General features: G+C 58.1%; 17 protein-coding genes. 4 read left to right on the forward strand and 13 right to left on the reverse strand.

What is annotated here, in order from left to right:
• Positions 1-124 precede the first annotated feature (124 nt).
• Together HGO92_RS16490 and HGO92_RS24525 are read left to right on the forward strand one after the other, a co-directional pair.
• The gene (locus tag HGO92_RS16490) at positions 125-1,327 is read left to right on the forward strand and encodes a CDP-glycerol glycerophosphotransferase family protein (protein WP_169996714.1); all 1,203 of its coding nucleotides are present in this window, start codon (positions 125-127) and stop codon (positions 1,325-1,327) included.
• Between the two features lie 119 nt (positions 1,328-1,446).
• The gene (locus HGO92_RS24525) at positions 1,447-3,450 is read left to right on the forward strand and encodes an acyltransferase family protein (RefSeq protein ID WP_205834586.1); all 2,004 of its coding nucleotides are present in this window, start codon (positions 1,447-1,449) and stop codon (positions 3,448-3,450) included.
• 19 nt (positions 3,451-3,469) lie between these two features.
• Here HGO92_RS24525 and HGO92_RS16500 read toward each other — a convergent pair whose 3' ends face one another.
• Positions 3,470-4,918, reverse strand: coding sequence for a glycosyltransferase family 2 protein (locus tag HGO92_RS16500; RefSeq protein WP_169996716.1), 1,449 nt, complete (start codon positions 4,916-4,918; stop codon positions 3,470-3,472).
• A gap of 176 nt (positions 4,919-5,094) precedes the next feature.
• Here HGO92_RS16500 and HGO92_RS16505 point away from each other — a divergent pair, with 176 nt between their 5' ends.
• Together HGO92_RS16505 and HGO92_RS16510 are read left to right on the forward strand one after the other, a co-directional pair.
• Entirely contained in the window at positions 5,095-6,132 is a 1,038-nt protein-coding gene (locus tag HGO92_RS16505) for an acyltransferase family protein (RefSeq protein WP_205834580.1), read from the forward strand.
• 129 nt (positions 6,133-6,261) lie between these two features.
• Complete coding sequence (locus tag HGO92_RS16510; RefSeq protein ID WP_169996720.1) at positions 6,262-7,854, forward strand: stealth family protein; 1,593 nt, start codon at positions 6,262-6,264, stop codon at positions 7,852-7,854.
• 415 nt (positions 7,855-8,269) lie between these two features.
• Here the strand turns inward: HGO92_RS16510 and HGO92_RS16515 are convergent, their stop codons facing one another.
• From HGO92_RS16515 to HGO92_RS16570, 12 genes are all read right to left on the reverse strand, one after another.
• Positions 8,270-11,056: a stealth family protein gene (locus tag HGO92_RS16515; protein ID WP_169996722.1), complete on the reverse strand. Its 2,787-nt coding sequence runs from the start codon at positions 11,054-11,056 to the stop codon at positions 8,270-8,272.
• Entirely contained in the window at positions 11,053-11,844 is a 792-nt protein-coding gene (locus HGO92_RS16520) for a hypothetical protein (RefSeq protein WP_169996724.1), read from the reverse strand. Before HGO92_RS16520 ends, HGO92_RS16515 begins: the two co-directional genes overlap by 4 nt.
• A gap of 337 nt (positions 11,845-12,181) precedes the next feature.
• Positions 12,182-12,643 (reverse strand): adenylyltransferase/cytidyltransferase family protein, encoded by a 462-nt coding sequence (locus HGO92_RS16525; RefSeq protein ID WP_169996726.1) that lies wholly within the window; start codon positions 12,641-12,643, stop codon positions 12,182-12,184.
• A 73-nt stretch (positions 12,644-12,716) separates the two neighbouring features.
• Positions 12,717-13,943: an acyltransferase family protein gene (locus HGO92_RS16530; protein ID WP_169996728.1), complete on the reverse strand. Its 1,227-nt coding sequence runs from the start codon at positions 13,941-13,943 to the stop codon at positions 12,717-12,719.
• Positions 13,944-14,104: 161 nt separating this feature from the next.
• Positions 14,105-15,028 (reverse strand): glycosyltransferase, encoded by a 924-nt coding sequence (locus HGO92_RS16535; protein WP_169996774.1) that lies wholly within the window; start codon positions 15,026-15,028, stop codon positions 14,105-14,107.
• A 5-nt stretch (positions 15,029-15,033) separates the two neighbouring features.
• Complete coding sequence (locus HGO92_RS16540; RefSeq protein ID WP_169996729.1) at positions 15,034-15,858, reverse strand: CDP-alcohol phosphatidyltransferase family protein; 825 nt, start codon at positions 15,856-15,858, stop codon at positions 15,034-15,036.
• Positions 15,855-16,928 carry a glycosyltransferase gene (locus tag HGO92_RS16545; protein ID WP_169996731.1) on the reverse strand — a complete coding sequence of 358 codons (1,074 nt, stop codon included), beginning with the start codon at positions 16,926-16,928 and terminating at the stop codon, positions 15,855-15,857. Before HGO92_RS16545 ends, HGO92_RS16540 begins: the two co-directional genes overlap by 4 nt.
• Entirely contained in the window at positions 16,928-17,719 is a 792-nt protein-coding gene (locus HGO92_RS16550) for an ABC transporter ATP-binding protein (protein ID WP_169996733.1), read from the reverse strand. Before HGO92_RS16550 ends, HGO92_RS16545 begins: the two co-directional genes overlap by 1 nt.
• The gene (locus HGO92_RS16555) at positions 17,703-18,551 is read right to left on the reverse strand and encodes an ABC transporter permease (protein ID WP_169996735.1); all 849 of its coding nucleotides are present in this window, start codon (positions 18,549-18,551) and stop codon (positions 17,703-17,705) included. The genes HGO92_RS16550 and HGO92_RS16555 overlap by 17 nt, the downstream gene beginning before the upstream one ends.
• A gap of 87 nt (positions 18,552-18,638) precedes the next feature.
• Positions 18,639-19,073: a DUF3224 domain-containing protein gene (locus HGO92_RS16560; RefSeq protein ID WP_169996736.1), complete on the reverse strand. Its 435-nt coding sequence runs from the start codon at positions 19,071-19,073 to the stop codon at positions 18,639-18,641.
• A 94-nt stretch (positions 19,074-19,167) separates the two neighbouring features.
• Positions 19,168-20,685, reverse strand: a complete 1,518-nt coding sequence (mptB, locus tag HGO92_RS16565) for a polyprenol phosphomannose-dependent alpha 1,6 mannosyltransferase MptB (protein WP_240974695.1) — start codon at positions 20,683-20,685, stop codon at positions 19,168-19,170.
• A gap of 205 nt (positions 20,686-20,890) precedes the next feature.
• Positions 20,891-21,684, reverse strand: a 794-nt coding sequence (locus tag HGO92_RS16570) for a zinc ribbon domain-containing protein (RefSeq protein WP_169996740.1), incomplete at its 5' end; no start/stop codon positions are given.

Consider the following 21,684-nt stretch of genomic DNA (forward strand, 5'->3'; position numbering starts at 1 on the left):
AAGGGCCACCCAAGATTCGTTACAGTTTACCAACAGAAAGCTGAACGGATTATGGATTCTGCAGATGCTCTCCCTAGCTGCTTCGATACGCTGGACGCTTCCCGATCCTCTAACAGGAGACTCTGTGTCACTCACTGCAAAGGCCCGTAGGGGCTTGAAGCTCATAGCCGACATTACCGGCAACTTCTTGTTGGATAAGAGGGTGCGCCGACAGTTGAGTGCCCGAAACCCGACTACGCCTGCCCAGTATGAAGCCATTCTGTACTTTGCCGATGACCCCTCCAGCGCTTATCAGGTCCGGCAATGGTTCGGTCCCATGCGCAAGCTGTCCGAACGACATCCGGTGGCTGTCCTGGTTCACAAGGCGACAACCGCCGCGGCCATCATGAAGGATTGCCCGCTGCCGGTTTACTTGACGAGCGGCATCAATGAGGTTGAACAGTTCGTTAATGCCCACGGAGTACGCGCCGTGTTTTACGTCAACAACAACCAGGCCAACTTCACAGTCCTGCGACTGACGGGCCCGGCCCATATTCACCTGAGCCACGGGGAGAGCGACAAGGTCTCGATGGCTTCCAACCAGCTCAAAGCTTATGACTTCTCGTTCATTGCCGGTGAGGCATCTAGACAGCGTATACTCGCCAACGTCCCCCGTTTGGATCCCGATAAGCTGGTTGAAATCGGGCGTCCGCAACTCGACGATGTCGTAGAGACTCCACCTAGTAACGACGCCGGACGAGTCAAAGTGCTTTACGCCCCTACATGGGAGGGCGACCGTGATGCTATGGCCTACGGTTCCGTAGTCTCCCATGGCCCGGCGCTTGTTCGTGCGCTCCTTGCCGATCCACGCTACCGCCTGATTTTCCGGCCTCATCCCCGTACTGGCGTCCGTCTTCGTACACATGGCGAATCTGTAAAACTGATCGATTCGCTGATCGCCTCGGCAGTGAAGAAGTCTCCGGATGCCGGGCATTACCGTGACCACGATCCGGATTTCAATGGGGCTATGGCGCACGCTGACATCTGCATATGTGATATTTCGGCGATGGCAATGGACTGGCTCCCGCGTGGCAAACCCTTGCTGATTACCAAGCCCATCGAACCGGCGGCCGTTGTCGACCCTAGGGGAATCACGAGCGTTGTACCTGTGCTGGAAGCGGCTGACGCGGATCGGACGCCCTCCGTGCTGGACGATCTACGGTCCCGTCCCATCAGCGTCGAGCAACTGGATTTGATCAGGCATCACTTCGGAGAGACGGACGCTGGTGCAAGCACCCAGCGATTCCTCCTGGCCGTCGATAGAGCCATGCAGGAGTCAAGCTTGTAGAATAGTTCACCATCTGCCGATCCTTTCGCCGAGCTTGCGGCCTTGAAGGAGGAAGAACTATTAGCGAAAACCCACCTACAGCAGCCAAGAACAGCGGATTTCGCCCGGATATTCAAGGGCTGAGAGCTCTCGCCGTCTCTCTGGTCGTCATATACCACTTGTGGCCCGAGCGGGTCACAGGCGGCTATGTGGGTGTGGATGTTTTCTTCGTCATCTCCGGCTTCCTCATTACCTCGCATTTGATCCGGAAGCCCCCGCTAACGGGCAGGGAAATGGCCCAATTCTACGGGCGCAGGATCAGAAGACTGCTTCCCGCGTCTTTTGCCGTCCTTGCGGCTACCGCAGTTGCAACGCGCTTGGTTTCCGCTCCCACACAATGGGAAGGCATCGCCAAGGAAATCATCGCTTCTGCCCTGTACGTCCAGAACTGGGTTCTCGCCGGCAGCTCTGTCGACTACTTGGCTGAAGGCAATGATCCAACGCCAACTCAGCACTTCTGGTCGCTGGCAGTTGAAGAACAATTCTATTTGGTCTGGCCGCTCGTCATCATGGCCGCTTTCTGGATTGCAGCCAAACGCCGGCTAAGGGCGGGTGTTTTAGTTCGATACGCAATTGCCGCCGTCGTTGTCATTTCCCTCGTCGTCTCGGTGCTGGCAACGGCGACGGAACCAGGCGCTGCCTACTTCATCACCCCTACCAGAATGTGGGAGCTCGCGATCGGTGGTCTGGTCGGTTCCGTCGCCCCGCTGACCGTAAGCCGCCTGAATCCGTCGGCCAACGCGGTACTGGCCTGGGTCGGGATACTGGCAATTGTGGTGGCGGGCGTAACGTACACCGAGGCCACACCATTCCCCGGTTCTGCAGCGCTTCTTCCCGTCCTCGGTACTGCTTTAGCCATCCTCGCAGGTAGTAACAGCAGCTCGTCCCCCACGCGCATCTTCCGTTGGACACCGGTGCAATGGCTGGGCGGGATTTCATACTCCGTCTACCTTTGGCATTGGCCCCTTATCGTTCTGGTGCCCTATGTTAGCGGCGGTGAACTGGGGTGGCTGGATAAGGCCGTGATCCTCGTGGCGACCATAGTGCTGGCGGCGCTAAGCAAGACGTTCATCGAAGACAAGTTCCGTTTCACGAAGTCGGCACAAGGTCTCCTGCCGACGTTCCGGTTTGCCGCGGCAGGAATGATCTTGATGACTGTGTTGGGTGCAGCACAGCTTGCGGAGGTCAACTATCGCTCGCAACAAGCGGAGCAACGGTTATCGGCAATAGAGACGAGCGGCGGGCCCTGTCTCGGTGCGGCTGCCATCGCCAAGGGGTTCGATGTCTGCGAGCCGGATCCTACAGCCGAACTAGTTCCGGAGCCAGAGCTGGCGAAGGATGACAGGTCGGATGCCTATGCCGATGGCTGCTGGTCCAACGAGCCGTTCACGGAACGGCCCATTTGTACCTACGCCAACGGCGAGAAGAAGGTGGCCCTAGTGGGAAATTCCCATGCCGGCCATTGGCTCCCCCCACTCCAGAAACTGGCAGAACGCAATGACTGGACGATTTCAACGTTCTTGGTCTCACGTTGTAATCCCACCGATGCGCCTCTGGAGTTGGATACGCAGAAAAAAACCGACAACTGCCTTGCTTATGGTGACTGGGTAATGGAGCAAACCAAGGGCGATAAGTTTGATCTCGTCATTACTTCGGAGAGACAATCCGTACCTGTACAGGGCGAGTCCTGGGAAACAACGGAAGCGCCTGCCCTCGCCGGCTACAAGTCCTATCTGTCCAGGTGGGCGGAGGCAGGCACCAATGTGGTTGTCATCAAGGATCCATTGTTCCCAGGCGGCTCGATTCCCGATTGCCTCGCGGAAAATCCCGGAAACCCGGGGGCCTGCGCTGGCACGCCCGAAGACTGGTACTGGATGGACCCACTGACGGATGCGGCCAAAGAGCTTTCCCTGCCCAACATAGAAACCATTAGTATGGACGAGTATTTCTGCAAGGACGGCGTTTGTCATGCCGCCATCGGGTCCGTCGTCACCTTTTTCGACGGCTCCCACATCACCGCAACGTATGCCAAAACGCTTGCACCATATCTGGACCAGTCCCTGCAGAGAGTACTCCGAAATTAGCTTGTCCCCTGATGCCCTCTCAGCGACGGAGGTCCAAACTCAAGCTGCCGTGAATCGTGGCGTATGGGCGTCTGTGGTCTCTCTGCTCGGGCAGATCCAGTTGCTCGTCCACCGTGACCCGCTGGAGCTTGCCCGTCATCCCCCTGCTGCTCGCCTCCGTGAAAAAGTCCACGATCGCACTCGGGAAATCGTCAAGCTGTGAATAGGGCAGCTCTGCACGGAACTGGGAAAGCTGGTTGTCCACGCGTAGCATCCTGAAGGAGCGCTCGATCCCTCCGTCTCGGCTGCGAACCAGCAGGTCAATAGTGTCCATGTCGCCATGCTCGAGGGAAACTTCCATAGCGACACCAGAGGCGCTGAATGCGATTCCTGTTGCCCGGGCTGTTGGCTGAAGCGAGCCCTCCAGCTTGCAGTACTCCAGCATTCCGGCCACGTCCCGGTTCCGGATGAACTGCGTCTTCTGCTTGAACGGCGTCACCAGTTGGGCCTCGAGGTCTTCGGGAATGTAGCGATCAACAAAGTCCGCATGCGCTGCCATCCAGCGCTGCTGGATTTCCGACGAGAACTTCAAGAAACGTTGCGGTTCGTAGACGCGGAGGCATTTGCGTCGAAACAGGTCGAGGACGAGAAGTTTAGCCTGACCTGCGTCTTTGTCGCCTTCCGTGAGGATACGGGCGATTTCCCCCACCGACCAGGTGTATCCCTCGGGAATGGTCGGCGTACTGCTGATATTGGCGCCGTCCTCGCGGGTCCGGATGTAGTAGTAGTCGTAATCGGCGAGGATGGATGTCCGGTGCGAGAGCAGGTAGCACTGGGACATAACCATCCCATCTTCGAGCCGGACCTTGTCTTCATGGAACCTGATGCCGTTCTTGACCAAGAGTTCCCGCCGCACCATCTTCTGCGGAGAGAGGGAGCGCAGAATCTCCCGAAGGTCTACGTCTTTGACTGTCCGTTCGAACAGAGCAGCCTGCACGCGACGACCGCCGATACCGACCATTTTGGGAACGAGGACATCCACGTTGTTTTCAATCGCAAAGTCAATCATCCTCCGCAATGCTTGGGGACCTAGTCGGTCATCGGCATCGCAAAAAAAGACGTACTGCGCCTGACTGGCTGCCATCCCCACGTTGCGAGGTTTACCAGGCCAACCACTGTTCTCCTGGTGGATTACCCGGAAATTCTTGTTGCGTGCTGCGTAGACATCAAGAATTTCACCGCTGAAGTCTGTTGAACCGTCATCGACAGCGATAAGTTCGAACAGTGAAGGATCTAGGTCCTGGGCCTCGAGGGAGTTCAGGAGTTCCGTGAGATATGGCATTGCATTATACACGGGAACGATGACGCTGACCTCGGCAGTAGCGGCGCTGCCGCTCGGGCCGCTATCGCCGTTAACGTTAGCCATGTGCGCAAATGCAGGCCTCCGAACGTCGCGCCTTAAGGCGGCCAGCCGGTCACGAATTGCCATTCATACACTCCGAAGTCGAACTAGTAATCTATTAGATTGACTTCATGAATTCTGCCATGGATCGACAGCGTCAGGGATGTTAACCGTGCGTACACCATCCGCTCCCGTCACATCGATCTGCTTTAAGCAGTAACGTTGGCACAGTTCTGCACACAATCAGAAAGACCGCAAGTACTTTGAGTCAGGACCTATCGAAACCCCGTACAGCCATCGCAGTCCGCCAGACCTGGATAGATCAGGCCCGCTGGTGTGCCATCGTACTGGTGGTGATTGGACACGCCGTAGGTCTGCTCCGCAGCACCAGCGATCTGGCAGTTGTTGTCTCCAACTTCGTCTACATGTTCCATATCCCGGTACTTGTGCTCCTTGCCGGGTGGGGTGCGCGCCGAACCAAGGCGGACGGCACAACGTTGGCCAAGATCTTCTGGCAATTACTGCTGCCTTTTGTTGTCTTCCAGCTCATCGCATTCCTGTTTAATTTCCTCTTCGAGGACGACTCCCCCAGTTGGTCCTTCACATCACAAACCTTCGGCCTTTGGTTCCTGGTCGCCCTAGCCGCGTGGCGCTTGCTGGCACCGTGGTTCCGAGGTTTGAAATTCGCCATCCCTATCACCATCCTTCTCGCATTGCTGGCTGGGTTGAGTCCCGACATCGGTGGGTACCTGTCACTTTCGCGCATCCTTGTCTTCCTGCCGATCTTTCTCGCAGGACCATGGGTCATCGACAAGATTTCAATGTGGCGGCACGATCTACGCTACAAACTCGTTGGCGCCGTCGTGCTGTTGGCCGGAGGGGTCGTGACGCTGCTAACACGTCGTGACTTCTGGCGCACACCGTTCTTAGGAAACGCAGGTTATGAAGCGCTGGACGTCGACCCCGTCGAGGGGATGATGTGGCGCCTGCTTGTGCTGACGATCGGAACGGCGATGGCTGCAGCATTCATGCTCGTGCTGCCAGGAAAGCCGGGTGCTCCTTCACCTATCGGCGGCTGGGTTGCAAAAGCCGGCCGCAAAACCATGTATCCGTATCTGCTCCATTTGCCGATTCTCACGCTGGTAGGGGCGACCGCCGTGAGCGAGACGTTTGCGCCAAGTTTTCAAACTGCCCTCTTTGTCATAGCGGCCTTCGTCTTCTGCACAGTCACCGTCGCAAAATCCATTACGAAGTTAGCTGCGCCGCTGATTGAACCAAGAAGAGCGCTCGTGCGGTGGTAACCCTTCGGAGGCGAGCCCGCCAGTATTCAACACGTCAGTTAGAGTGGAATCCGAACTTCAACGTTCCAGCAACATGCTCGCATTGGACTCACTGAGTCAGAAAATTGGTCTTGGAGGACAACGTCGGTCGTGACTGCACTCAAGAGACGATTAGCCCGAATCCGAAATCAGGCATTGCGGCTGATGTCCACGAATGTCAGCTATTACCGCCGACATCGGGGCCAAAACGATAACCTAATCCGTTCAGGTTCCACGTTCATGCCGATGCTGACAAGAATTGATGCAAATCTGCGGATACCTGAACAGCGACAGCGGGCGCTGTCCCTGGTGCGAGAGTTACTGAACAACGCAGGAATTGATTTCTGGATGCTGCCAACTCGGTCAGACCGCCCTCATATCATCGGCATTCATGTGCGGGAACGCGAGAAGCTTTTCTCCCTGCTAAGGCAGCAAACCACTTTCTCGGGTTGGTACCTCGAATCGCTCAGTCGCCGCGGCAAGACTTACGGACAGATTCACATGATCGGTCCATCGCTCCGATCTACCCAAGCAATCGGGGTTCGCATTTACGAATCGGTGAAGGCGGAGCCAGCCTCTACCTTTTCGACCACACCTATGCAGGGTGTAGAGATACATTTCTGGGATCAGGGCGAATCAATACTAGAATCGTTGGTCTGGAACGATCGGATTGTAGCGACAACTAACTCAGATGCTGACCGCCAACCCGACCAAGAGATATGTTCAGCACAGTCGCCGGCAACCCAAGACGTCTCCTTTCCTATTGATGTCGTTTTCACTTGGGTTGATGGTACGGATCCTGAGTGGCTGAAACGCAAAGCATCGGCACTACAGATTCATGACCCGGATCTCTTCACGGATAGCGCAATTGATGCCGCACGTTTCGCTGATCATGACGAATTACGCTACAGCTTGAGAAGCATCGAACAATTCGCCCCTTGGGTCCGGAAGATTTGGATCGTCACAGCGGGCCAAACCCCGCCTTGGCTAAATACCACGAATCCGCGGATCCAAGTTGTCGACCATGAGGATATATGGCCATCGCCCAAGGGGCTCCCAACATTCAATTCACACGCCATTGAGGCAAATCTCCATCGCATTCCCGACTTGGCCGAGTACTATCTGTACTTTAACGATGACGTCCTTTTGGGTAGGCCTATTGCCCCGGAACTGTTTTTCCACGCAAATGGGATTACTAAGTTTTTCCAGTCGCGAGCGTTGGTCGACTTCGGGCCGACCGTTCCTGGTGAAAATGCATCAACAACGGCCGCAAAAAACGCTAGGCAACTTATCCAGCAGGCCTTTGGCGTGACGTTCAGCCGCAAGTTTTACCACGTTCCGGCGCCGATCTCTCGCAAAATTATGACTCAGGCCGAGGAACGATTCCGCAACGCTTTCCAACGAACGCGAGAAGCTTCATTTCGAACGGCTACGGACATTGCACCATCTGGCTCAATGTATCTGAATTACGCCTATGCAGCCGGCCATGCAGTCCCTGGCTCCATTCGCTACGATTACATCGATCCCGCGACGGATGACGGCAGACGGCGAATGGAAAACGTTATACGTCGCAGGCATCTCGACGTCATTTGCGTAAACGATGGAGCGACCGAACAGTCACTTGAGGAACGCGAAGAAACGGACAGTTACATCAGACATGCTCTCGGTCGCATGTTTCCCGTCAAAAGTTCCTTTGAGCTCTAGCCTGCGTTCAGGTTCCTACGACAACGCGGGATGGCCGCGGCACCGAGACCTTGGCCAGTCGCTGCACCAAGGCAGCCGACAGATCACCGGCCGTGACGGGGGACTCGTCCCAGAATGAGGTGTCAAGGGCCGTATTTTCTGCCTATTGGAGGCCAGGATAGGTGCTTACCGGGGGCCAGTTAACCGCCTTGACCAGTTTCACCGAGGCTTCGACGCCGCCCTTCGTCACCGGATCGGCTGGTTGGCGGGCACTTTCGTGGCCATCGATGGGCAGTTTTCATGGCCGCTAGCAGTGAGGTTTATGAGCGTCTCGATGAGGCCGACGAGGGTACCGTCACTGTGCTAAGTCGTGCGTCCGCGGGAATACTCTGTGCGCGGACGCATCGCTGCACCTCTGACGCAGGCGCACCCTTCTCTATTCATTTTCGCGCTCATAGTCGGTGGGTATCGGGACAAGCTCCTTCAGGAACTGATCGGTGATGAATGCAGTGAATTCCGGGTCCGGGTCCCCGTGATTCGGCTCTCCCAGCGTCAATACATCTGGTCTGCGACCTCGCAGGATACGTGCCATCATCGCTTCCGTGCCTTCTCTGGCCAGTCCCACGAATGAATAGTCGACGGTTCCAGGTATGGCGCGTCCCGTCGCGTAAGAGTAGTACTGCGCCAATGAAGAGAGCAGTGAGATATCGCCGCTAGACCGGAAGCGAGCCATCCGTGTCCGGTCGAAATCAACCTGATACTTCGCTTCCATCTCATCCAATACGCTTCTCTTGTGCGGATACGGCGTATGGAGGAGGCTCTGTGAAATTTCGAATCCAAACTCCTGACGGATTAGTTCCCTGTTATTAGCTGCGGCGCTGAGATGAGGAGGAGCATTTTCACCGAGATAGTTGATCTTTACTGGAGACGTGAAGAATCGGCTAAGGCCATTAGCCGCAAAATAATTCTCCGGCCGCTGAGGCCTCGTCAGAATAGTGTCGTCGTTGAAATAGAGAAAATGTTCGGCTAGGCCATCGATGCGGTGTAGTACAGTCTCGATTGCATGGGAATTAAAGGTAGGCAGAACGCCTGCTTGCGGGAAAAGCGAGTCATGCGACACGAATTCTACGCGTTCATCGGCTTGGGCGAACCAAGCGGGAGTCTGCCCCGCAGTCACTATGTATACTTTTCGGATCCAGGGAGCAAACATCCTCAGAGAACGAAGGGAGTATTTCAGTTCGTTCCGGTTCGTGAATCTGGCCGTGCTTGCTGCTTCCGCATGCAATCGGTCGTTTTCCGGCAGGTAACGCCCTCGCGCATTGCGCCACTGCGGGTCAGTATCATCAACCCAGGTGTAGACGGCATCAATGGGAAAGTTTACCTCCGACCAGAGGGGAAGATCCTGACCGTTTGAAATGCTGGGCAGATGGATCTGTGCCGTCGAAGAAGAAGTGCCGGTATGGAAAAGTGACTCCGGCAGTCGGTCAAGGACACGGTTATGGCGAGGAGGTGCGAGGAGTCCTGGCTCTTCCTCGACAACGTTCCAGAGCTCGACGTCGCAGGCGAAACCATCACCGCGCCGAACGATAGCCTCAGGGTCTACATATTCTCGGAAGAGCCGGAGTGTCGTCGCCGTTTCGAATACCGGCGGAATTTGCGGCGATTTAGCCGGCTCCCAATATCCCGGCGTTAGCTTTCGAGAACCGGCAAGTGCTTCAACACGCAAGCCAGAGTATTGGGGACCGATGAGCGACTCAAGAAGTCTTTCCTTGTCCCGGACTGAAACAGCCATGGATGACCGGTTCATGTCGTAACCTTTGAGCAGGACGTAGCGAATATCGGCATCATCCAGTAACTGGCGCACCAATTCACCGTTGCGTTGAGTAACCTCATGCCCGGCTAGTTCCGAAAGCTCAAGCACGAGTTCGGAAGAACCTTCGAGGTATTGTCCTATTTCGTCGGATTCCTGCGCAGTCTCTGCTAGTTGGGAATTCAGCAGCTGTGTGGCTTTTTTCGTACGTCGCAGTGACCGTTCGTCCCGCGTTGATCCGTCGGAGGCTTCCTCAAGCAGAGCGGTAAAAAGTTCAATCCATTTCTTTTGGATTTGATCCGGTGAAAAGCGTGCCGCAGACGCCTTGGCCGCTGTGCCCATACGGATACGTTTAGCAGAGTCTCCCATCAGCTCTTCAAGCGCTTGGGCCAGGATCTGGACATCTCCGGTTGGAATAAGTCTTCCGTTCACCCCGTCATCGATAATCTCGGATGGCCCTGTCGGGCAGTCATATGACACGACCGGCACACCGGCGGCGATCGCTTCAAGCGCTACGAGGGGCAGGCCCTCACTGCGGGAGCTCAACGCTGCGATGGAAGCCTTCGACCATTCCGAAAGCATGTCTGTGACCGGCGGGATCAGCTCAAGACGAGATTCCACGCCCAACCGTCGAGCCATGCGCCGGTAGGCGTCCTCCTGCGGTCCTGAGCCGTAGAGACGGAGCCTCCAGTCCGGATGCTCAGGGGCAGCATGTGCAAAGGCCCTGATTAAATGGTCAAAACGTTTGCCCGGGACGAAACGGCCCGCTGCGACAATCAGCGGCAGACGTCCGGACGTCTCGGGACGAAACACGTCAGGAATGGCGTTGGGGATCGTGACGAGATTCGGAGCAGCAGCCTGCAGTGCGTCAGCAAGCCAATCCGACGACTCATCAGTCAGCGAAACTATGCAGTCGGCGCGAGGACCGAACAGAAGAATCGGTTCGGCAGTCACGCCCCTGGTACCTGTGGACCGATGCTCTTCCTCTACAACAATGACCTTCGGAGGCGCTTGTTGGACCGCCAGAGCGGTCAGAGCAGGGGTCGAAGTCACCAAGATGTCGCATTGCAACTGGACAAGAGCACGATTGATGGCGATGTCGGTTAGCGCATTGAGTTGATTGTCCCATTTATCTGGAATGAACCGCGAAGGTACCTGACTGAGGAGAGGCTGTTCGTTCGGGTTCGACTCTACGCCGTTGTTGTTCGCGAGATATATCCATTTGTTTCGATCAATCAGATACTGCACTTCGACCCGCGGGTCTAACTCAAAAAAGGTCGAGCCGGTGTCGCGGTAGACACTGAGAATGCCAACGTCATGACCGTCCGCCGCCATGCTGTTTGCTTGCGTTATTATGGCACGTTCTGTGCCTGCCGCATTATCCGCCGTTGTCAGGAAGTACGTGATTTTCAACTGCCGGTTCCTTCCGGTTGAACGTCGGTATGTCGTCCGCCCTTAATCTCCAAAGACAGGTATCCGTCCAAGGTCCAGTAAGGACGCAGGAATCTACGGCGGCTGCCGGAGTGGAAAGGGACAGCAGCGTATTTAAACACTCCGCGTGGATCCTCGATGTCCGTTAGCCCTAAACGTACCCGGTAGGGATCCCGCGCAGAATGCTCCATCAGCACATCCCAGACAACCGTCTCGCCAGCCTGGGCGGCGACGTCCGAGGCCAGGATATTTTCGCCCTTTATTCGCGCTTCACCACGCCCGTCGGTGATTTGAAGCGGGATACGCACTTCGGCCTTGGCCTTTCTCTTCCGGAGGACGAGTCCTGCTTCACCATCGGAAACAGTTGCTGAGGCTCGGATGTGGCAGACGATTGATCCCATATGTACTGTTAGGCGGTCCACATACAGTTGTTCAGGAGCTGGCTCCCCGATCAACAGCAGAGCGCCTGGTTGTGCGCGGCAACTCCAGATGGTTCCGTCGTCCGGAGATACCGCGGGGGTTTTTGGTAGAGTGTCCCCTCCGGGCGCTCGAAATGTAATTCTTTTCGTTTTGCCGCCTACAACAGCAAAGGCCGTCCAGGTTTTCGCTTCTAATGAAACGACATTGATCGGCAGGCGACCAGTCGCTTGCCAGCGCGAGTTGAACGACTTGATAGGCCGCATATGGCACTCGAATCGCTGACCGTCGCTGGACGTGAACCAAAGTTCGGAAACCTGATTTCGACTATTCTCAGACTGCAGTCCGCCCAAGGTTAGCAACGTTCCATTGGCAACGGATACGTCAGTGGCGACTACAGCGTTCAAATCCACAAATCTCGAAGAGATGATTCCTAAAGCTTTACGTCTGACTCTGCCAACCGTCCGACGGGATGTTTGGACGATCCGTTTGATCGAAGATGGCATCATCATATTTGCACCAGCCTTTGAGGAAGTAAGTGAGGGAAACGACTTCGACAAACGGCACTAGATGGAGGACCGGGGACAAGCCGCGTTTTTCACATCAGCTTCAGGTCAACGGTCGTATTGTCTTATCAGTCTGAACGCACCCCAGTTTACGCGATGGATGCTCAGCGTTGACAAATCGGACTCAGCTCAGCTCTTTTACGATCTGGCTGAGACTATCCAGCGTACGCTTCAATTCCTCAACGTGCCGTTCGTCGAAGGCGCTGAGCACCCGCTTCATCTCCGTGGTTGAAATACCGCTGGTTCTGGGCAAGTAGACAACTTCAACTTTGTCTTCAAGCTCGTCAAACTTCCCTTTCCAATCTTCTCCGATGCCAAAAATCTGGACATCGAATTTTTCGATATCCTCCCGTTTTTGGGCCCAGCGCTCTTCAGGAATCGCCATGTCCACATATTTGATAGAACGGACGATCTCGATGCGTTGCTCGAACGGAACAATAGGCCTCTTGCCTTTTACCGCGTTGAATTCGTCGGTCGAGACGCCCACGATCAGCCGGTCGCCCAATGCGCGCAGCCGCTTGAGGACGTTCAAGTGACCTATATGAAACAGATCAAAAGTTCCGTAGGTCAGTACTGTCTTGGTCACGCTTGCACCTCATGTTGTCTATGACTGGGTAAGTCCGCTGACGAGTATATGGGACTATTCGTCACGATTATTCTCACCGTACCGGCGATGAACGAGTCGACGGTACGGGTGCGAGGGACGAAATTCCGCTACTGACGTTCCTACGGATCGAGGGGCCGAGCGGCGTCTCAATATACTTCCAGATACCCCAAGCCACACCACAGCACACGCCAACGGCCAGCGATAACGTTATTCCAGAAGGCAGTGCATCTTGGATGAGGTGAATGACCCACCAGCCAAGGTATTCATGTATTAGGTACAGCGGATAGGTCAGCGAACCCGCGAAGCTCAATCCTGTCCATGAGAGGCGACTCAGCCGGGTCAAGGTAGCCGCAGCGACCACAGCGAAGCAGCCGGCTACGACAAGCCAACATGCCACGGAGGGAAAGGACAAGCCTGTGATGTCTTCCATGCGCTTGAATTGACCCGTTTGGGTTTGTTGCGCGGCGAGTGCCACGTTAATCAGAATTCCGAACCAGCAAACGAAATTCCTACGGTCCTCAAGCAGCACGAACAGGAGCATTCCACCTGCGAACAGGGGCGCATAATCCGGCATGAGGATTTCGGACAGGAGGTTGTTGTCTGCCATCTCCGCCATGGCGGCCACAACCGGCCATAGGATCGACACGGTAAGGATCCGCAGCTTCGTGATCCCGAACATCATGAAGAAGCCGATGAGCACATAAAACTTCAGCTCCACCCATAACGTCCAATACACTCCGTCCACATGCTCAACGCCCAGGGGAGTCTGGAGCATCGTGAGATTGGCTAGCACTTGGGTAATGCTGATGTCCGTGGCCTCAGGCCAGACGACAAGCAGCAGACCCCCAGTCAGCAGGACCCCTGCCCAATATCCTGGCAGTAACCGGCCAGCTCGTGACGCCACATAGTCTCTGATAGACCGCCCGGACGCAGACATCAAGATGACAAACCCACTAATGATGAAGAATAGCTGCACGCCCAAAGCACCAAAAGCAGCAACCGGAGCAAAATCAGGGAATACGTCCAAGACCGGGCGACCCCAGTACGGATTCTCTCTGGCGGTGAAGTGATACAGGACAACGGCGAGGGCTGCAAAGATCCGCAGGCCGTCCAAAAGCCGGAATCGAGGCTTGGCCTGGGTTGCACGGTTCATGCCATCCGCTCTTTTATTACCGAATGGATGCTTCGATCCTGATGACGACACATGGATCGGTGATTCGTCAAGAGCAGCCGGCCCGCCTGCTGCCCCCCGTTGCTCGCCCAGGCCTTCCAGCGCCATGATCCACCTAACTCGGTTGCTCAGTACTGGGTGGCCTTACACGGCGTGCCCAGCTGTTCCTCCTCCCCCCAAGCCTGAATGAGTCTAAGCAAGACTTTGGCAATAATTGAAACCGAATCGTAATACGGCTGCGGAAAGTCGGGAGACTGCGAGCGGAATGTCTAAACTATGGGCCAGCGACCCGCAGCTCCCATCCGGAACACCGTAGACCATTTCAGTTTCCGGCGCTCTTCATTCGGTCCCCACGGATTTTGCTGCCACCCTGACCGCCAACCGGCGAACCATGGCTTCAGCTGCTCCGGCTGCCTTCGGGAGCGCGCGACCTGCACCATGGTCCAGGACGCAACGTAAATCCAGCTGAAGGGCCAGTGCAGGTTCCTGCGTGCCAGCCAGACCCGGTTCCGGGCGTTAAGCCGGAAGAACTCCTCATGCCGGCGGGGATCGATTACTGGATGCCCGGCCCGGAGGTCGCCAGCGTACCAAGTCCGGTAACCGGTGTCCCAGACACGCCACGCGAACTCTATGCCTTCATGGGCGTACCAGAATGTCGCAGGCCAACCGTTGGTCCGGTCAAAAACATCCCGGCGCATGACGATGGCCATCTCGACAACGGAGAAGACGTTGCTGGATTTGGTATCTTCGCCCTTGTTCAGACGCGGAATCCACCGCTGCGGCGCATCGGGGTTAACGGGGTCTTCGATGCGCGGCTGGATCATGCCAATGTCCGGCTGGCGCTGAAAGAGCTGGGCAGCCTTGCACAGGAAGTACTCGTCCGGCAGCCAGGCATCGTCGTCAAGGAAGAACAGATACTCGCCCGACACCTGCGGCACCCCCGCATTGCGCCCGGCCGGGATACCCAGGTTCTCTTCCAGATGAAGTGACTTGAATCCCGTGGGCAATCCTTCGGGCCGCCAGCCGTTGCCGACAACCACAACATCGAGCGCAACGCCCTGCTGTGCCTGCAGCGAGGCGAACCCACGCTGCAGGTCCTCTGGTCGGGTTCCCTGCGTCAGGACTACGACGCCGAAGGTCGGCGGCGCCGCGGACCCATCTCCCGCCGTCGTACTCTCTTTAGCACTTTCCACGGCGCTCACTTCCGCAGCCTCGGTGAGGCCATGATGGCGACGAAATGGCCTAGGTTCACAAAAATCACTCCGGGTACGAGGATGTAGAGCAGCCAGCGCTCCCCCAGCACCGGCTGCGCGGCGACGAGGGACACGATCGAGGCCGCCAGGATGAGCAGGCTCATCTCCACCGAGTGCAGCACCCGGTGGAAGGGCAGGAACCGGGCCAGTCTCCGCAGCCTGCCCACGAAGCTTGCCGCCGGCACGGCCTTCGCCGCCGAGGTATCCGGCAGCTTGTCCATTCCGGCCAAGGCACGGGAGGCGTGGACCATCTCGTTCTGGGCTTTGTTCAGGACGATCCCCAGTGACAGCACGGCGCCGAGGAAAAGGTGCAGGTAGGCGATGCCCGGATCCGTTTGCAGCAGGCCGAGGTCGCCGAGGCACCGCAGGCCTAGGGCCAACGGGATCAGCCCCTCCGTGGTGTAGTGGCCGATCTTGTCCAGGAAAATACCCTTGGGGCTCTGAGTTCCGCGCCAGCGGGCGACTTCGCCGTCGCTGCAGTCGAAATAGAGCTGGAGCTGGGAAAAGAAGACCGCAAGCAGGGGTCCCCAGATCCCGGGGATCAGGAACGAGGCGGAGATGGCCCAGCCGGACAGAATCATCAGGCCGGTGACCCCGTTTGCCGAGATCGGCGTCCGTACCAGCGCGCTGGTCAGGTAGATCGAAATGTGGCGCAGGTACAGTTCCGCGGTCCAGTGCTCGGCGTTTTTGCGGCTGCGCACCTCCGGAGGCTGGGCGACCGCGCGCAACTGCTCAAGGGTGGGCCGGGCGGGGCGCTCTGTGCGGTTCATGACTTCCTCCTGCTGGTGTCCACGGTTCCGTGGGCGCCAAAGATCCGGCCGCGGATGTAGCCCAGACCCCAGCTGATGTGAATGCTGGGCAGCACGATGAGCAGTCTGAGGCGTTCGGCCATGGTCAGCCGCGCCTTGATGGTTAGTGCGGCATAAATGATGCCCAGCGCGTAGAGGACCGGGATAAAGCCGGCCAGCATCACCAGCACGGCGAGCCAGGCCGGCCACGTGTCCGGGACTTTCGCCAGCAGAAGCATCTCGGCGACGAGGCCCAGGGCGAGCCCCAGCACAAGCAGCGGCGGCAGGAAATGCCGTACCGACTTGCCTTCCTTGTGGCGCCGGGCGAGTTCGGCACGCCAGATGCCGGCCGCGTAGAACTGCCGGATCAGCTTGTTCCAGCTTGAACGCGGCCAATAAGTGACTGTCAGTTCCGGATCGAACCAGACGGCGTAGCCTGCCTGGCGCAGGCGCAGGCACATGTCCCAGTCCTGTCCGCGCCAAAGAGTCTCTTCGAAAAACCCGACGGCGTCCAATGCTTCACGGCGGAAAATCCCCAGGTAAGCGGATTCAGCCGGCCCTTCCGGAGCTCCGCTGTGATATGCCGCGCCGCCAAGGCCGAGCGGGGAATGGTAGGCCGTTGCTACCGCCCGTTGAAAGGCCGTCTTCCCCTGCGCGTCCATCAGGCCGCCGACGTCGGCGGCACCGGTGCGCAGGAGGGTGGCAACTCCCCTGGCCGTGTAGTGCGGCTCCAGTTCAGTATGTGCATCGACCCGGATAATGACCGGGTGCTGGGAGCCCTCGATCGCGAGGTTCAGCCCGGCCGGAGTCCGACCAGTGGGACTCGTGACCGTGCGCAGCCGCGGTTCCTCGCGCTGCAACTGCCGGACAACGTCATTGGTCGCATCCGTGGATGGTCCCATCGCCAGCACAATCTCCTTGGGGCCCGCGTACTCCTGGCCCAGGATGCTGCGGATGGCTCCCTCAATGTGCTCAGCCTCATTGAGGACGGGCATGACATAAGAGACACCGGGATGCGGGGCAAGCGGTGTGAGTTCAGGCGTCAACGGCACTACTTCTTGGTTTCCTGGTATGCGTCGACAACTTCCTTCGGATCTCCATCCATCTGCAGGACACCCTTGTTGATCCAGATGACGCGGCTGCAGGTATCCAGGATGGACTTCATGGAGTGCGACACCAGGAAGACGGTACCGGCGTTCTCTCGGATCTCGCGGATGCGGGCCTCGCTGCGCTTCCGGAAACGCTGGTCACCCACCGCCAGCGCTTCGTCCACGATCAGGATCTCGTGCTGCTTGGAGGCGGCGATGGCGAACTTCAGCCGGGCCTGCATGCCCGAAGAATAGGTGCGCATCGGGAGATCGATGAACTCTTCCAGTTCAGCGAACTGCACGATGTCATCCCGCAGGCCGTTGATCTCCTGCTTCGAAAAGCCGAGCGCAAGACCGCCGAGCTGGATGTTCTTCTCGCCGGAAAGGTCCGGGATCAGCGCTGCACCGACTCCCAGCAGATTCGGACGTGCGGAGGCGTACACGGCGCCGTCGCTGGGCGGCGTCAGGCCCACCAGGGTTCGCATTAGCGTGGACTTGCCGGAACCGTTGGAACCGATCACGCCGATGGACTCGTTCTCATAGGCGGTGAAGGAGACGCCCTTGAGGGCGTGCACTTCACGGATCCCGCCGCCGCTGCGCTTGAGCAGCGACCGGCCCGTGCCTTTGACGGGCTTGCCGCCCGCATAGACCCGGTACTTGACGTGCAGATCGTCAACCACCACTACCGGCTTCCGCCCGTTGGCTGACGCGTCCTGGTTGGCCAAATCCACTCCCGTTTTAGTCGACTCGGCCATAACGCTCCTCAGCGGACCAAAAGAACAATACGCCCGCAACGAATACCGCTACGGACCAGACCGAAAAGTACAGCCAGTACATCGGGTCGTAATCAACCCCCGGCATCAGCGCGCCACGGGCAATGGACAGGACCTCGTGCAGCGGATGGTAGTCGAACAGCGCGATCGCCCACGGATGGGATGCCAGGATCGTCTCGATCGAGAAGAGGACACCGGAGGTGTAAAACAGGATCCGCGTGAACAATGGCAGCAGTTGGGTCAGGTCCCGGACATGCACGGTCAGACGCGCGCCGATCAGCGCGACGCCCAGGTTGAACATCGTGAAAACCGCAACCAGCGGAATCATCAGCAGCCATTCCACGGTGATGGGCGCACCCAGCAGCAGAATGTAGACCACCATGACGCCCAGCATCGGGACCAAGGTCATCAGTTGCTGGATCACCGTGGAGACAGGCAGCGTGATGCGGGGGAACGCCAGCGACTGGACCAGCGCACCGTTGCCGGTGATGGACTTGGCGCCGTTATTCATCGAGGTGGAGAAGAACTCGAACAGGAAAACGCCGATAACCACATACATCGGAAAGTTTTCCGGTCTGCTGGCGCCCTGCAGGATGCCGAAAATGGCCCCGTACAACAGAGCGTTCAGCGTCGGCTTGATGAAAATCCACAGCATGCCCAACCGGTTGCGCTGGTTGGATGCCTCGATTTTGTACTTGGCCATGGCGATGGCGAAGTCACGGCGCCCCCAGGCATCAGCTAGATATCTGGGCAGTGACGGCCGGGCCCCGACTCGGTGGAGTCGGTTCCGGTCCGCATATTCGGCAAGGCTCATGCCAGGTAGTTCCCTTACGCGCGAATGGTTTGGTGCGGCGCCTGGCCCGGACTCGGGCCGGAGGCGCACATACCGAGTTTAGAGGATTTAGCCGGGCAGGCCGTTTACCGGCTCTGTGCGAAAGTACACACGCAGTTCCAGGCTGTGCTGACCGCTGGCGTCCTGGGAGTACGTGGCCTTGCCGACGATTCCTTCCAGGTCACCGGTTCCGGATCCGGGAATGATGTGTCCGGCGCTGGCAGCGGCTTCGCCTTCGGCGAGGCCCCAGTGCTGGATGATCATGCTTCCCTCTTTGCCGTCCACCGTACCGGTGAATACTTCCGAAGCAACGTAGCCGGCACCGCGGCTGTTTCCGGCCATCAACAGCTCTGCCCGGCTGGTGCCGATGATCAGTCCGTCAAAGAGTTTGGTGACGCGGACCCGGCTCAGGTCGGAGTTCGAACCTTCAATTTCGTAGGGTTCCGGATCCCATTCGGTGACGTCAAAATCTGCTGCAATTACTTCTTCGGCCTCACTGGTCATTTCAACAGTATCTCCGGTATTGCCGGCGGTTGCATCTTGAGGGGTTCGCGCACGGGCCAAAGTCCCGCCGTCGGAAGGACCACCGGAGGTCAAATCAGAACAGCCGGTTATCGGCAGGGTCTTCGTACTTCTTCCGGAAAAGCGTGCGCGTCTTGGGGTCAAAGAACACCAGATAGACGGCGAACGCGACGGCGACTAAAGCAGCGAGCAGCCGGGCAGCACCAAGGTCGAACTCGATGTACGGGAAGATATCCAGCTGGTCGGCTATGGCGTAGACCATCAGGAAGGACGTGACGGAATACACGGTTTTTACCTGCCAATCATTCCGGATTCCGGTGGCGGCAAAGAGCGGGAGCAGCCAGACGACATACCAGGCCTGGATCATCGGGGCGAGGAACACGACGGCGGCCAGAGCCAGAGCCAGCCTGCGGACTATCCGGTCATGTTTGCCACGGAAGATCAGATAAAGCACGACGCCGATCGACGCCACCGTGCCAGCCTTATGTACCAGCCAGGTGATCAATTCCCCGTCAAGCGAGAACGCGCCGCCGAGCCCGCCGAGCACGGCGCCGAGTAGCCCGATCGGCGCGTACCAGATCCAGACGCTGCCGGGAGTGCTCAAGGCTCCCACCCAGCCGAAACCGAAGCCGTTCATCAGACCGAGGATGCCCAAAAGACCAAACGATAATCCGGCGGTAAGCACCCAGAATCCGAATTTCCTGGGCCAGCTGGCCCCACGCCCGGCCCAGAGCAGTCCGATGAAAGGCAGGAAGATGATGGTGATCGGTTTGATACCGATGGAGAGCGTGACCAGCAGGACGCCCAGCAGCGGCTTCTTGGTCGCCGCCAGATACAGCCCGCCCAAGGCCAGGCCCAGCATCAGCGCGTCATTGTGGATGCTGGCGATGAACGTCGTCAGGAACAGCGGATTCGCGCAGGCGAGCCACAATGCACGGTTGGGGTTGATGCCGTGCAGCTCGGCCAGTTTCGGACCGTAGTAGATGCACATCGCGGCCCCCGCCAGTGCGATGATGCGGAAAAAAATGATGGAGTACTCCGGGTGGCCGCCGGTCAGCCAGACGACGAATTCTTCCATCCAAAGGAAGATGGGTCCGTACGGCGTCGGGCTCCTGGCCCAGAGATCGTCGGCACCGGTCTGCAGATAGTTCGAAAGCTGGTCATAACCATCAACGTAAGGATTGAGGTTATTGACCATGACTTTGCCCTGGGCAATGTAGGCGTAGACATCCCGGCTGAAGAGCGGGATGCTCAGGGCAAGCGGGGCTCCCCAGGCAACTATCGCTGTATAAGTCGCTTTGCGCGCTTCGGCTCCCCAGACGGTGAACTGCTGTCCCAGCCGCAGCCAGGAGCGGATCATCAGCATGCCGCCCAGGGCGAGGAGGACAACCGAGACGACGACGCCTTCCGGTTCAATCCGCAGCCAGATCAACAGCGGCCACCGCCGCAGGTCCGATACCGATGCCAGCCAGCCCACTCCCAGCGAGCCGAAAAACATCATGAACGACCCAACGGTCCCCTCGATAATGCTCTTCGCCGAACGCCCCGGGCCCTCTTCGCCTCCGGCAGGCGTGGTGGGATCAGTCGCGGGCATGTTGGCGGTCATCTAAATGCGGTCCAATCAATCTGGGTGTGTACGTCGTTCGCAGCCCGTAACTTGGCCACGGGTGCCGTGGAGAATGCACGCCTCAGAACGGTCAGGCGAATGAAGGCAGCCCGGCTGGCTCTCCGGGCGCTTGTTGTGGATTTTAGCAGTTTGTGAATTTATGGAAGTTCCGCCATGCCTTCACGGATTCGCATTAGCCCTGTGAGGGGACCGTGGCTAGCCGCACTGCGGAGCGGCGTCGGGAGCCGGTCTTCGGGTTCCCTGTCGAGCCTCTGGTAGGCGGTGCGCAGCCCCAGCGGGCTTCAAACGCATCGTCCAGCCGTTGGCGGACTGTCCCACGCTGTGACTTGGTTTTCGAGTCGCCTTGGGTATGCCAAGAACGTCTTGACAGAACGACCCGTGCACCGTTGATGTCGGCGTGGGTTTTCCTGCCGCAGAAGCGGCAGGAAAACTTGAGTCCCTTGCGGTTCCCGTCATGGACGAGGCCGCAGGAGGAGCATTCCCTGGAGGTGTAGGCAGCGTTGACCTCGATCACGTCGAGGCCGGTGTCTTCCTGGAGGGATGCGAGCTTTTTCTTGATGGCGGCGCGGCCGAAGCGGGTGACCAGGCGGTTCATGTCCCGGCTCATGCCGCCGCCCCTGGCATCGAGCTTTTCGACGGTCAGGCCCTGGATGTCTTCGGTCGAGAGCTTGTTGAGGATGCGGTTGACTTCGTTGGTGATGTATTCGCGCATGCGGCGCTGGAAGTTGCGGTAGCGTCGGTTGGTCTTGAGTCGGATGCCCTGCCGTTGCAGGCTCTTGGCGAGGTTCTGTGCCTGCCGGTCCAGCTCCATCAGGTGCGGCATCGCGCCGACGCCGAACAGGCGGCCGTCGCTGGTCGCGAAAAGGGACTTCATCCCCCAGTCCAGGCCGAGGTACTCACCCTCGGGGCGCGGTCGGGCGATTGGGGACTTTTTCTGGAGGACGAACTGCAGGCTGCCGTCCTTGA

It is taken from the genome of Crystallibacter degradans, from assembly GCF_012952295.1.
GTDB classification, from domain to species: Bacteria; Actinomycetota; Actinomycetes; order Actinomycetales; family Micrococcaceae; genus Crystallibacter; species Crystallibacter degradans.